General features: G+C 52.1%; 11 protein-coding genes. 3 read left to right on the forward strand and 8 right to left on the reverse strand.

Features of this window, described 5'->3' with window-relative positions; translation table 11 throughout:
* The first annotated feature begins 72 nt into the window (after positions 1-72).
* Positions 73-954, forward strand: a complete 882-nt coding sequence (locus HALRU_RS04890) for a hypothetical protein (RefSeq protein WP_015300294.1) — start codon at positions 73-75, stop codon at positions 952-954.
* Between the two features lie 28 nt (positions 955-982).
* Here the strand turns inward: HALRU_RS04890 and HALRU_RS04895 are convergent, their stop codons facing one another.
* From HALRU_RS04895 to HALRU_RS04910, 4 genes are all read right to left on the reverse strand, one after another.
* Positions 983-2,107, reverse strand: coding sequence for a glycosyltransferase family 4 protein (locus tag HALRU_RS04895; protein WP_015300295.1), 1,125 nt, complete (start codon positions 2,105-2,107; stop codon positions 983-985).
* 4 nt (positions 2,108-2,111) lie between these two features.
* On the reverse strand, positions 2,112-3,251 hold the full coding sequence (locus HALRU_RS04900) for a glycosyltransferase family 61 protein (protein WP_171814979.1): 1,140 nt from the start codon (positions 3,249-3,251) through the stop codon (positions 2,112-2,114).
* 93 nt (positions 3,252-3,344) lie between these two features.
* Positions 3,345-4,289, reverse strand: a complete 945-nt coding sequence (locus HALRU_RS04905; protein WP_015300297.1) for a UDP-glucuronic acid decarboxylase family protein — start codon at positions 4,287-4,289, stop codon at positions 3,345-3,347.
* Positions 4,290-4,638: 349 nt separating this feature from the next.
* On the reverse strand, positions 4,639-5,862 hold the full coding sequence (locus tag HALRU_RS04910; protein ID WP_148680443.1) for a glycosyltransferase family 4 protein: 1,224 nt from the start codon (positions 5,860-5,862) through the stop codon (positions 4,639-4,641).
* A 105-nt stretch (positions 5,863-5,967) separates the two neighbouring features.
* Here HALRU_RS04910 and HALRU_RS04915 point away from each other — a divergent pair, with 105 nt between their 5' ends.
* Positions 5,968-7,017, forward strand: a complete 1,050-nt coding sequence (locus HALRU_RS04915; RefSeq protein WP_015300299.1) for an NAD-dependent epimerase/dehydratase family protein — start codon at positions 5,968-5,970, stop codon at positions 7,015-7,017.
* 2 nt (positions 7,018-7,019) lie between these two features.
* Here the strand turns inward: HALRU_RS04915 and HALRU_RS04920 are convergent, their stop codons facing one another.
* Positions 7,020-8,030 carry a hypothetical protein gene (locus tag HALRU_RS04920; protein ID WP_015300300.1) on the reverse strand — a complete coding sequence of 337 codons (1,011 nt, stop codon included), beginning with the start codon at positions 8,028-8,030 and terminating at the stop codon, positions 7,020-7,022.
* Between the two features lie 350 nt (positions 8,031-8,380).
* A complete protein-coding gene (locus HALRU_RS04925) occupies positions 8,381-10,174 on the reverse strand; it encodes an ABC transporter ATP-binding protein (RefSeq protein ID WP_015300301.1) in 1,794 nt (597 codons plus the stop codon).
* 377 nt (positions 10,175-10,551) lie between these two features.
* On the opposite strand from HALRU_RS04925, the gene HALRU_RS04930 reads away from it, so the two are divergent.
* A complete protein-coding gene (locus HALRU_RS04930) occupies positions 10,552-10,995 on the forward strand; it encodes a hypothetical protein (RefSeq protein ID WP_148680444.1) in 444 nt (147 codons plus the stop codon).
* 275 nt (positions 10,996-11,270) lie between these two features.
* Here the strand turns inward: HALRU_RS04930 and HALRU_RS04935 are convergent, their stop codons facing one another.
* Together HALRU_RS04935 and HALRU_RS04940 are read right to left on the reverse strand one after the other, a co-directional pair.
* On the reverse strand, positions 11,271-11,783 hold the full coding sequence (locus tag HALRU_RS04935; RefSeq protein WP_015300303.1) for a DUF3368 domain-containing protein: 513 nt from the start codon (positions 11,781-11,783) through the stop codon (positions 11,271-11,273).
* On the reverse strand, positions 11,784-12,074 hold the full coding sequence (locus HALRU_RS04940; RefSeq protein ID WP_015300304.1) for a UPF0175 family protein: 291 nt from the start codon (positions 12,072-12,074) through the stop codon (positions 11,784-11,786).
* Between the last annotated feature and the right edge of the window lie 13 nt (positions 12,075-12,087).

The following is a 12,087-nucleotide window of genomic DNA, read 5'->3' on the forward strand; positions in this document are numbered from 1 at the left end:
TGACCCGTCCCCTGGCCGTTCGTAACTTCGGATTCTTTATCTTGGTTGGTCGTACAGCACTTTCTATCGAGAATGTACTCGCTATCCCAGATTTGGAAAGGACTCCGAAACCCGCATTACATCGTTTCTGAGTGGAATCGCCTACTCAATATTGCACGAAATCGGAAACGCTACAACCCGGACGGAATAGATATATTTTCCGAAGATTGGGACAATCTCCTCATCCTCGATGCCTGTAGATACGATGAATTTGCGAGGATTAACACGATACCCGGTGAACTCGAAGCTCGGATTTCTCGTGGATCGAATAGCCGAGAATTCGTGAGGGGGAATTTCTCCGATTCACGTTTGCACGACGTAGTCTACGTCTCTGCAAACAGATATTATGCTCACATGCACGACCGGATTGGTGCCGAGGTACACGAGTATATCCCAACCGAACTTGACGCGCCTGATGTCTCGAGCTCGTTACCGGAGACGGTAACGGAAGCAGCGATCGAAGCGGCTGAGCGATATCCGAACAAACGGCTTCTCGTCCACTATCTCCAGCCTCATCAACCGTATTTCGGTCCCGAGAACGACCATCTCGAGAACCGCAAGGATATTCATGGAACCATCGAGGCGAACGACCTCTCTGACACGGAACTCCGCGAGGCCTATCGAAAAAACCTCAGGTACGTTCTTACACACGTTGAGCAATTGCTGGAGCACTTGGAGGGAAAGACTGTCATCTCAGCGGACCATGGAGAGTTACTGGGGGAACGAGAGCGTCCGATCCCAATGAAGAGCTATGGCCACCCGTCCGGCGTTTATGTCGACGAACTCGTGAAGGTCCCGTGGCACGTTCACGAGGGAGGGAGTCGAAAACGGCTCGTTGCGGAAGAACCTTCGGAGACGATGGCGATCTCAGAAAACGTCGATCAAACGCTACGCGATTTAGGATATCGGGTGTAACTCGGTCGAAGTAATCGAACTCCCGGATCTACTTGGTGTCCACATCGAACGAATCGTATAGTTCGAGTAGTTGGTCCTGTTCTACTTCCCACGAATATTGGGTTTCAACCATCTCTTTCCCCTGTTTTCCCATCTGTTCAACCCGCTCGTGATCGTCGAGGAGCCGCCCGACTGCTTTCGCTTGTGCTTCTGTCTCGTCAAACGGGACTATGACGCCCCAGTCTTCATCGACGTATTTCGAACTGACGCCGATCGGTGTCGTGACGATCGGGAGTCCGGCATACATATACTCGAATAATTTGATAGGAATGTCTTGTTCGAACCGCTCCGGGTCAAGGAGGGCCAGCCCAATGTCTCCACTAGCGAGGTACGAATATACTTGCTCATGTGGAACTCGACCGGTAAATGTAACGCTGTCAGCAAGCTTGAGTTGGCTGGTAAGCTTCTGAATCCGTTCCTCTTGCCCCGCAGTTGACCCTAAGAACCAGGCTTCTACATCGTAGTCACGTTCTCGAAGCGCTGATACTAATCGGAGCATTGGCTCAAGTCCTCGTGTCTCGTTCAGTCCGCCTACGTAGACGAGGACGTGTTCTGACGCCCGTTCGATCGGGCTATCGACAGCCATGCCGTGGCCGGTGAGTGGAAAGTTCTTCACAGTTACAACGTTCTGCTGACCACGTCGTCGAAAGTCCTCAGCTGCTGTTTCAGTTGTTGTAATCACTGCGTCAAGCCTGTTCGCGACGAATGACTGAAACGCTGGGAAGAGACTGACAAGTGGATTTAGATAATCTGGGGGGAAGTCATAACGTCGAAACGCCTTTTCATACTGTTCATGACAGTCGTAGATGACTCGCGCATCAGTCCGTTTCGCTAGCAAAAGTCCGAAGGGTAGGAGCCCTGGATCGTGAAAGTGATAGACATCTGCATCCATTGAACGGGCTTTCCGGTAGATTGCCCGTGCGTGTTCGAGTCCAGCACTTCCGATATCTTCGTCACCGACAGCACATATGGAAACACCATCACGAACGGTATCGGACTCGTGTGGCGTGACGATAGAAACGTCATGGCCTGCGTTGGTCAGACTCCGGGCCTGTTTGTGGAAGATCCGTGTGTCGAATGTCGAGTGTGACGACGTCAATATGCAGATTTTCATGATGTCAATCAGGTCTCTGTAATGCTCGAAGGTGCTTTTCCAATGCCGTAGTGTCGACTTTCAGCCCTTCTGTAGACGCTGTGGTGACAAACGGTTCGTACTGGAAATTCATGCTCTTGGCGATATGATGAAAGTGGGGCTTCATGATTTTGTCCGGCAACAGTTCGACGATCAATGGATCGTTTGCAGCAATCATATTGGTGAGTCCTGCCCCGTGTGGACCAATGATAACCTCCGCGTTGCTGAACAGACGCATCTGCTCTTCGAACGAAAGATCCTCGAGAACGTACGGTTCAATATCGAATTGCTCCAGAAGGCGCGTTAGCTCTCCGTAATTTTTCACTCGTCTGCAGTTTGCCTTCTGACGAGAGACGTAAATTCGATTCCCGCTGTTCTCGGTGTAACCGAATCTTTGCCGTACTTGGTTTCGCACCCAAAGCAAGTCGTCGCGGGAAAGGGCGAAGGTCGATTGCTGGGGGTTAATGTAGTCGAATTTGTGAGGTCTGTGTTGTGTGAGAAGGAGTGAACCAACGCGAGTGTCCGATCCGCTCCACTCCTCCAGTTGCGCTGGATCGACGCCGACGAACTCGAGCGACTCCCTGACATAGGACCCTGCGTCCGATCGGATGAGTACTGTTGGTTTGACTCCGCTTTCTCGATCGTATCGCTGTAATGCTCCAACTTTCGGTAGGTACTCAGTCATCCAGTGGTAGTAGCCGCGTCCGTTGTCGACGAGAGGAAATACACATTCAAGCTCATGGTCAACGTTTCGGCCGGAATCGAACCCGAATACGCGGAGGTAGCTCCCGTATGAACTGATCTGGGACTCGATCTTCTTGCTCAATTCCGTCGTGTCGTACGGCGTCGTTTCGCTCAAAATGCCCTCCGAAGACACGCCCAACGCGTACCGCCCGATAAGGAGGCAATCTGGGACGTCACAGAGGAATCTGGCGTCCGGATCGAACTCGGAGGGATACGGTTCGAATTCACGACGGATCTCGGGCTGTGTTGGATTCGAAACGGTGAATCGTGATTCGTCGTCGCCGTGGCGGATATGGCTCGGCGACTTCGTACTGTTGAGAAGTTCGGATCGGGGAAGGTAGTTTCGTCGGATCAGTACCTCTGTCCATCCGTCTTTCGTCACGAATTCGATACCTTCGGCGAGAACTGAGCGAAGTCCGTTTGTCGCGTATTGTCGACGAGCCCGTGCAGCGAGATCGGCTAGCGGACTCATGTCTCACTCACGCAGTATCCGCTCGAAGTGCGCCACCGTCTCCTGCAAGCCTGCTGATAGCGGTACGGTCGGTTCCCAGCCCAGATCCTCTTGAATGCGTGAAATATCCGGCTTCCGTTGACCGGGGTCGTCTTCGGGTAGCGGTTCGTATGTAATATCTGATTCAGTATTCGTTGCTTCAAGGATTTCTTTGGCCAGGTCACGAATGGTTCGTTCGTTCTGATTCCCCAGGTTGTACACGTCGTACGTTGGCTCGTCAACTTGCATCACCGCTCGAATTCCGTCGACCAGATCGTCCACGTAGCAGAAACTACGAGTCTGAGTTCCGTCGCCATAAATCGTGAGATCGTCGCCACGCAGCGCCTGTGTGACGAACGTTGGAACGACGCGACCGTCGTCGGGGCGCATTCGCGGACCGTACGTATTGAAGATCCGGATCGTCCGGACATCGACATTGTACTTCCGTTTGTAAGCCGCGGTGAGCGTTTCACCGAATCGTTTCGATTCGTCGTAGCACCCTCGCGGCCCTCGGATGTTCACGCTACCGTTGTACGACTCCTCTTGTGGATGGACCTCGGGATCACCGTATACCTCGCTCGTACTGGCATAGATCATCTTAGCATCGTAATCCCGGGCGTAATCGAGGAGATGTCGCGTTCCTTCAGTGTTCGTGAGTGCAATCTGGACCGGATATTCGGTGAAGTCCTTGGGGGACGCTCGTGAGGCGAAGTGGTAGACTTCGTCTGTTGGTGGAAGGCCTGGATCCTTCCGGATGTCGACTTCTTTCAGTTGAAAATCGTCGTTCTGAAGAAATTGCTTGATATTTTCGCGACGGCCGCTCCCTAGATTGTCAACACAAATGACGCGATACCCATCCGCGAGGAGACGTTCGGTTAGGTGGCTCCCAAGAAATCCAGCTCCCCCTGTCACGAGTGCTCGCTTTGTCATACTTGTGTAAGGTATTTCAACCCACATCAATTAACCGGAGTTAGAACTAGTCTCTTGCAAACCCCCCATACTAAAAATTTCGAGCAATTATGGCCATAGAAGTAAAGTAAATGTTTGACAGGCGGGCTTCCTGGTCAAAATATTCAAAGGCCTCGTCACCGACAAACAGGACAACTTTCTTGCGTGGTCCCCCATCTCGTCAAACGAAACGATCTCGTTGTCCTTGAGAATCGTTCGTAGGGGTAATTATGGGTGAAGCTAGCCCTGCTGATAAAAATAGCACTATCCTACACATTATTCTCCGGTGGTATCGAACAATCAATGTATAACAGATGAGAGACAGTTGGCTTTACGAGATGCCCCGGTAAACCTCGAGCAATTTAGAACACAGATTCTCGAATGAGTGTTTTTTATAGAATCGAAACATATCCTCGGTTGAGTACCACTGTTCTGGGTTCTCAACAAACCTTTGTATCGCCCTGTTTAGTCCTTCTGCGGTGTTGGGGCTGTATAAAACACCTAGATTGTAGCTATTCAACCGAGACTCGAAAGATCCAAAAGCAGGGCAAATTACTGGACGTCGCAATCTGAGTGCCTCTTGAAACACGTGACTGGTTCTCTCTTCCCCGAACTCATCCAGATACGGACAAAGTACACCATCAGATGCGATGAAGTACTGTTCGCTGTCATAAATGTATCTGATATTCAACGAAAGTGTTGGATCAATAGATTTTTCGATTTCTCGGATTTCTTTTTGAGTCGCACTTGCTTCAGGACCAGCAATAAGCAATGTGAATTTTGGTCCATTGTAGAGTTGTAGTGATTCGAGCAGTTGATATATCCCTTTTTCTTTTCTGAGTCCGCCGAAAAAGAGTAGAACTGTTTCTGTGGGGTCCAACCCGATCCTCTGTCGAGCATATTCCTGTGAAAACCCTGGAGGTTCGACCGTTGAAGGCTCTGGAACAACAGTAATCGGTGTCGTACATTCACACAAGTCTAAAACGTACTCTTTCGCAGCACTTGTGTGTACTAGTATCTGGTCAAACACGTCGCCATGAATACATCGATACAGACAAATATCACCGACCAATGCACTTGATTTGTTCCAAACGAGTCCAGTTTCGACGGCCTGGTTGAGTGGTGACGCCAACAGCCTATTAGTATATTTGTTGACTAATGGCCTCTGTTTGTTCTGATTCCCTCCAAAAAATGCGCCGTTTATTTGTGCGACGATCGGCGGTAGCCTGCTGACATCTGGAAGTACAATGGCGGATTCGACGAGCAGGTTGTCGACTTGTAGGAGGTGTACCACGGTATATGATCGCTGTTGAATAAAGTCGACCATCTTAGAAAATGAATTTACGACAGGGTCATTGTATCCTGCGCCATTGTAGCCTTCGAGAAAATACACGTCTTCGATCGAGTCAAAATAATTGTCCAATCGATCGTCTGGTTCCAAAGTGAGGAAATCAACATTTGAGACGCCTCCTTTCCTCTCCAATTCTTTTTTTATATTACTGGCGAAGGGGACGCTGTGGTCTCCGAGTATCAGATCGACGAGTAGTACGTCCACGCTGTTTCCGGCCTTCAGTAAAATCCGAGATTATTTGAACCTGGCGAGATTCGCTTGCGTTGAGACTGCGATACACCGACGCCGATAAACACAATCTGTGATATAATGACGGAGACAATACTGGTAACTGGTGGAGCAGGACTGATTGGCTCGATGTGCTGCGAGGAACTCATCGAGAACGGTTATAATGTTGTAAGCGTAGATAATTATGGACGCGGGGATATCTTCGGGGATGAAGGGAATACTGAGTCCAATGTAACCGAGTATCTCGATGATGATCGGATTGACCATCATCAAATGGATATCCGTGATGACGACTTTGACGAGATTGTTGCCAGTGTTGATGGGATCATTCACACAGCTGCCCAACCGTCCCATCCACGATCAATCGAAATCCCGTACGAAGATTTCGATATCAACGTACGCGGCACACTGAAGCTACTCGAAGCAGTTCGGACACAGAACCCAGACATTCCACTAGTGTTCACATCGACGAACAAGGTATACGGCGAAATGCCGAACTACTTTTCATACGAGAAAGTCGGTGACCGGTTTGAGCCAGTTGACGATACACTATGGAACGGATTCGATGAATCGTTGCGAATCGACCAAAACAAACACACTCCGTTTGGAGTTTCGAAGGCCTCTGCGGATCTGTACGTTCAAGAGTACGCGCGAATGTACGATATCAAAGCAGGAATATTCCGACTGGGATGTGTTACTGGGGGCGCTGCCCACGCCGTCGAACTTCACAACTGGGAACCGTATTTCGTAAAGCTTGCTCTCACGGGAGAGGAACTGAGTATATACGGGTACGAGGGGTATCAGGTCCGGGATGTGATTCACGCCAAGGATCTTGCGAATCTCTTTCGCCGGTACTTGGAGTCACCTTCACCAGGTCAGGTGTATAATGTTGGCGGCGGACGCAAGAACTCAATCTCACTGCGGGAATCATTCGACCTAATCGAAGAGGTTACTGGAAATACACTCGAGTATTCACACGCTGAACAGCGTGAAGCCGACCACCAGTGGTGGATTTCAGACCTCTCAAAAGTTCATAGACATTATCCTGATTGGGAAATTACGCACGGACTGCGCGAGATCTTCGAGGATATCACCAAGGCTCTCAGAAAAAACCTCGACGAAGTATCGTGAGATCACTTGTACCCTAAGGCCTCTAGTTGCTCTTGCAACGCGTTTTCCCCGATATCTACTGCTCCGTCTCCTTCGCCTGATTGAATCACTCGCCGTTCACTTTCCGGCTTAATTTCTAACCATGGGACTTTACAGAGCTCAATAGTTTTTGGGTTGTGATAATGTTCGTATAGCTTTGGGAGAAACCGATACGGTTTTTCACCGAACATTTCCCCATGGTCTGAACTAACAACCACCTTTCCATCTATTCTTTCAACCAGGTTACGAACCTCCTGTAACACGATACTGAGGTTCTCTCTATATGCACATCTTGCATCTTCTTCACTTATTATCCCGTCTATAAGAGCACCGATATACCGATCATCTACGTCAGATCTCATGCCAGAGATGTTGTTCTCCGTGAGTAGCTTTCTACCAGTTGGTCCGATCGGCGGGTCGTGAGGTTGCATATAGTGGACAATGATTCGCTTGTTTTCGTTGTGATTGTGTGCCTCTATTGCAGCCTTCGTAACTTCTTCAGGCATAACACACTCCATAGTTGAGTCCCACTTTTCGATAGGAGTTGCATCCACCTTATAGAAATTATCTTCTTCAATCATATGGGCGTGGGGATTGGCCGTTACGTATACTGTATCTTCGAACCTGTTCCCCGAAAAGTTCTTCTTAATGAATGTAGGTGAGTCAACTCCATGGGATATTCGATGACTAAGATCTCCTGAAATATCGCACACACTATCGAAATCATCGTAACGGCATGCATCTAAGAGAATGAGTGTGTCCCAGTCGTCGTCCATTATATCTGATCCGTTTCCGTATTTCAATCTAAATAATATATTGTATATTGGCTTTAAGTACCAGACGATAGGGAACTGCGAAGCATCGGCTGATGGTCTGAGATTTTTGCTGGAGAGGGGAATGATGCGCGAGGAAAGATAAGAAGACACACTAGAGAGGAAGGCCACTAATCCTTCTTCTCTCAAAATTTTCTTACTCTTTTGCAGTTTGTCACGCATACTGCGTATTTGCAATCACTGGTTAAAAGATTCTCGGAGAGGGTGTTCGGTACGGACCAAATTGATTGCATCCATACAGTACTATTTGAACTTTTTAATTAGATACTCCACCTCGTTTAGCATCTTGGGTTACTAATCGGTCGGCGCAAAATGTCTGGCAATTTACCGCGGTGGCCGCTGCAGAAACAGCAGCGTTGACCAATCCGAAGGCGACTTGCAAGTCTCCATTGTGATTTATGCCTGCTTCAGCGATGAAGTAAGTGGTGAGTCGGGCCCGATTTCAGCACCAGGGATCTCCATATCAGGGGTCCTATCGAAGAACGAAAAATGACACTGTACGTTGCTTTTGACTACCGAGCTGACTGAATGGCGTACAGATTAGCGTATTCGCTGTCGTTATCCAGTAATTCACCGTGCGTCCCTCGCTCGATGATCTCCCCCTCATCCACTGTGTAGATCCGGTCGGCGTTCTCTACGGTTGATAGTCGGTGCGCAATCGCGATCATCCCATACTCCCGATCCATCGCCTCGATCTCGGCCTGGACATCCTGTTCGAGATTTGAGTCAAGGTCACTTGTTGCCTCGTCAAGGATCAGGAAGTCAGCGTCTTTCAACAGCGCTCTCGCAAGAGCCACACGCTGGCGCTGCCCTCCTGACAACCGCACTCCATCGTCACCGAGCTGGGAGTCGTACCCGTTTGGCAGTTCGTCGACGAACTGGTCGACCTTCGCGATCTCGCAAACCCGCTTCACATCTTCACGCGTCGCGTCTCGATTGCCGATCGTGACGTTTCGCTCCAAGGTTTCGTTGAAGATGTAGGGCTTCTGGCGCACGTAGGCGATCTGCGAGCGCCACTCGTCCAGGTCGAACTCCTCGATCGGTGTTCCGTCAGATCGAATTCCCCCTGCATCGGCGTCGTACATTCGTGCGATGAGCGAAACGATGGTCGACTTGCCCGCACCGGACTGGCCCACGAACGCGATGAACTCGCCCTTTTCGACGTCGAACGAGATGTTTCGGAGGACTTGCTCGTTTTCGTTATAGGCGAACTTCACGTTCTCGAACGTGACGTCGGGGATCTCGTCGACTGACTCGTCCCCCTCCTGTTCTCGCTCCTTCTCGAGTTCGTCAAGGAAGTCGAAGGTACGGACGAGGTGGCCGAGATGGCCTTCAACCTTGTACACCTGACTATTCAACCGGCTCACCAGCGGCGAAAGTCGGAACATGGCGAAGAGAAAGATGCCCAGCGCTCCCAGTGAGAGGCCTGAGTACGTGAACCCAACGTAGATGAGAACGAAGAGCGAGAGTGCAGCAGCCAGATCGTAGAAGTTCATCAGTGCTGCCTCGTTCCGCTTAAGATCGATGGAAGATGCGGTATACTGTCGAATCGACTTGTGGAACCGGTTATAAACCTCGTCAGCGAGTCCGAACAGTTTAACGTCGCGAATCCCCTGGGTCCCTGCCTGCACCGATTGTTGTACCTCCTGATTTGCCTCTGCTACCCGAGAGCCGACAGTGAACGCTGGTTCGAGAATCTTCCGAAGCAACGCCGTAATCCCGCCGAGCAGGGCCAGCGCGAAGATGGTCATCCGCGGGGCGATGTACGCCATGATGGAGAGGTACATCCCGACTAGTGCGAACGTCTGCATCGAGAGGACACCGCTGTCGATCACCTTCCCGGAATACCGAGTTTCGGTGATAATAGCGTTTAGCACGTCGTCTGATCCCTCCTCATCGAAGTACCCTATTTCCGCGTCGAGCGCCGCATCGAAGGCTTCAGCGCGAAGCTCCTGTTCGTACCGCTTCCCTAGGATCGCCTTGAGCCAGGAGACGACGAACGAGGAGGTGAACCGAACCGTCATGATCAGACTGATTCCGATGATCAGCGGCCCTAGTTCGAACGGAATATTGAGGACGTCGTAGGCCGTCAGGAACGCTTCCATGATGGCGTCCTGGGCTTCGGGCTCCCCGTCGCTCTGTGCGACGGTCATGATTGGGTAGATGAAACTCAGTCCGATCCCTTCGAGGAAAGCGACGAAGGCACCGAGGATCGTCAGGGCGGCGGTAAACATCGGGCGATACTTGGCGACGCGGACGAGCGCGTCGACCTTCTCGCGCCAGGTAATATCGGCGGAGTCTGCCATGGTCGAGTTGGCGGGGCTTTCCGTTCCCGCTCAATAAGCATGCTGTTTCGCCGGGTGGGACTGTAGCTGGGAAATCGTGCTCACTACACCGCGACGCTGCAGGCACGTTCACGTTCACCTCACCTTGCGATTTTCGGAACCTCTGGGGTGATGGTCAGGAAATAATTGAATATTGGACTCAGGCCGGTCATCTACCTTCGTCCTAAAAACGCGAAGCTGATGCTTCTTAAACTAGTAAATAATTTATAGATATAAGTGGGTGTACGCCGTTCAACAGACTGGAAGCGAACGTCTCCACGCTATCTCGGGGGCAGAGAGAAATGCCCCGGGTGCTGGTACCACCCGAGACGCGCTTCCGAACCATCCGGTTCCGAAGCATGACTCGATACACTACACACCGACATAAGCGTCCCGGGAGCGAATCGTCCGAATCAGCCCGCCAGCTGGCCACAGATGGCGGAACGAGCGATAGCGTCGACCAGTCTACTTCGAATTCTGACCAATCAGGTGCCGACCCAAACTCCGAGTCGGACGAACAGACCGCCGATCCGTCACCGCGCGCGGACGGCGATCCTGACGACGATCCGGATCCGCCAGCGACGGCCGACCACGAACCTTCTGACGAGGCCGACAACCCGACACCAGTCGACGATCCGTCCGAAGCCTGGAAGGAGACGAACTACCCACGCAAACCGACGTGGGCGCCTGACTGTCCGAGCTGCGGCGGCCCGGTGATCAACGTCACCATCGCGGGACCGGGCGTCAGTCAGGTAAGCCCGTGTGGCTGTAACGTCGCGCCGTCGGACCTGGAGATTCTCTGACCCGCGCTTGCGTTCGAATCAGTCCTCGCAAACTCGCCTGACACCCACATCCGGCACTCGTTTCGTCCCTGCAATCCATCCACTACAGAACCGACTCACGATTCCCAGACCGCTCGCTGGCGTGTTTCGATTGCCCAACGGACCATCGTGAGCACGTCCCATCAGTCGGTCTGGTGGGTCGATGCCCCCACTGTGGAGTAGCCTGCAACACACGAACGGTCTCGGAACGGTCACTCGCTCACACATCGAATCCGTTGTGCGAAATCCGAGAGAGATTACTCCGAAAACGAATCCAGTTTCTGTAGTATCTTCGCGTAGACGGTGGGCGCGCAGTACCACCCTTCGTCGATCATCGCGTCGATCGTGGCTCGGGCGTCGTCCACGTCGAGCCGTCCGTCTTTCGCGGACTTCAAGACCAGATACGCCGTTCCACGGGTCGTGATTCCCTCGGAAGCGGCGACGTCGCGGCCGTACGTTTCGTCCATTACGGCGACGCCGTTGCGCTCGCCGGCGCACGCGAGGACGGCCGCGTCGGCGTCACTGAGGGAGTTGTTCGTCTGCAGCCGCGAGAGGAGTGAGGTTGACTCGACCGTGACGACGGAGAACCGACCGGCTTCGACGGACCGCTCGATGCGACGCGCATCCGGATATCCTGCCTCGAGACCGGTTTCGACGACCTCCTCGTAGACGCGCTCTGGGATGACACACGGCGGTTCGTGGTGATCAACGAGCGTCAGTTGGTCGACTTTGGCGAGATAGATCAGCGGCGTCGCATCGAACACCCACATTCACAGCGCCTCGAGGTCGTCGTCGACGTGATCGTCCGCCACCCAGGTCACGTCACGTTCGCTGGCGAGTTGCGCGAAGTCCCAGACGGACAGCTCCGCCACCTCGGCCGCCCTGCTGAACGTGATGGTTCCGTCCGCGAGTTGCTCGAGTGCTCGTTCGTGACGCCATTCCTCGAGTCGCTCGGAGAGAAGCTTCCGAACGGCAGTGCTCCGGTCTATGTTCTCGTCCTCGAGATACGTCTCGAGTTCGTCTTCCAGCTCGTCGGGGACGCGCGCCGAGATCGTTCCCATGGTGTTTACATCG

Origin of the sequence: Halovivax ruber XH-70, from assembly GCF_000328525.1 — an archaeon.
Classification (GTDB): Archaea; Halobacteriota; Halobacteria; order Halobacteriales; family Natrialbaceae; genus Halovivax; species Halovivax ruber.

Bases quoted from the DNA above. Each gene is read 5' to 3' on its own strand.
- HALRU_RS04915 (WP_015300299.1), top strand. From the start codon at position 5,968: ATGACGGAGACAATACTGGTAACTGGTGGAGCAGGACTGATTGGCTCG.
- HALRU_RS04940 (WP_015300304.1), bottom strand. From the start codon at position 12,074: ATGGGAACGATCTCGGCGCGCGTCCCCGACGAGCTGGAAGACGAACTC.
- HALRU_RS04925 (WP_015300301.1), bottom strand. From the start codon at position 10,174: ATGGCAGACTCCGCCGATATTACCTGGCGCGAGAAGGTCGACGCGCTC.
- HALRU_RS04895 (WP_015300295.1), bottom strand. From the start codon at position 2,107: ATGAAAATCTGCATATTGACGTCGTCACACTCGACATTCGACACACGG.
- HALRU_RS04935 (WP_015300303.1), bottom strand. From the start codon at position 11,783: ATGTGGGTGTTCGATGCGACGCCGCTGATCTATCTCGCCAAAGTCGAC.
- HALRU_RS04930 (WP_148680444.1), top strand. From the start codon at position 10,552: ATGACTCGATACACTACACACCGACATAAGCGTCCCGGGAGCGAATCG.
- HALRU_RS04890 (WP_015300294.1), top strand. From the start codon at position 73: ATGTACTCGCTATCCCAGATTTGGAAAGGACTCCGAAACCCGCATTAC.
- HALRU_RS04920 (WP_015300300.1), bottom strand. From the start codon at position 8,030: ATGCGTGACAAACTGCAAAAGAGTAAGAAAATTTTGAGAGAAGAAGGA.
- HALRU_RS04905 (WP_015300297.1), bottom strand. From the start codon at position 4,289: ATGACAAAGCGAGCACTCGTGACAGGGGGAGCTGGATTTCTTGGGAGC.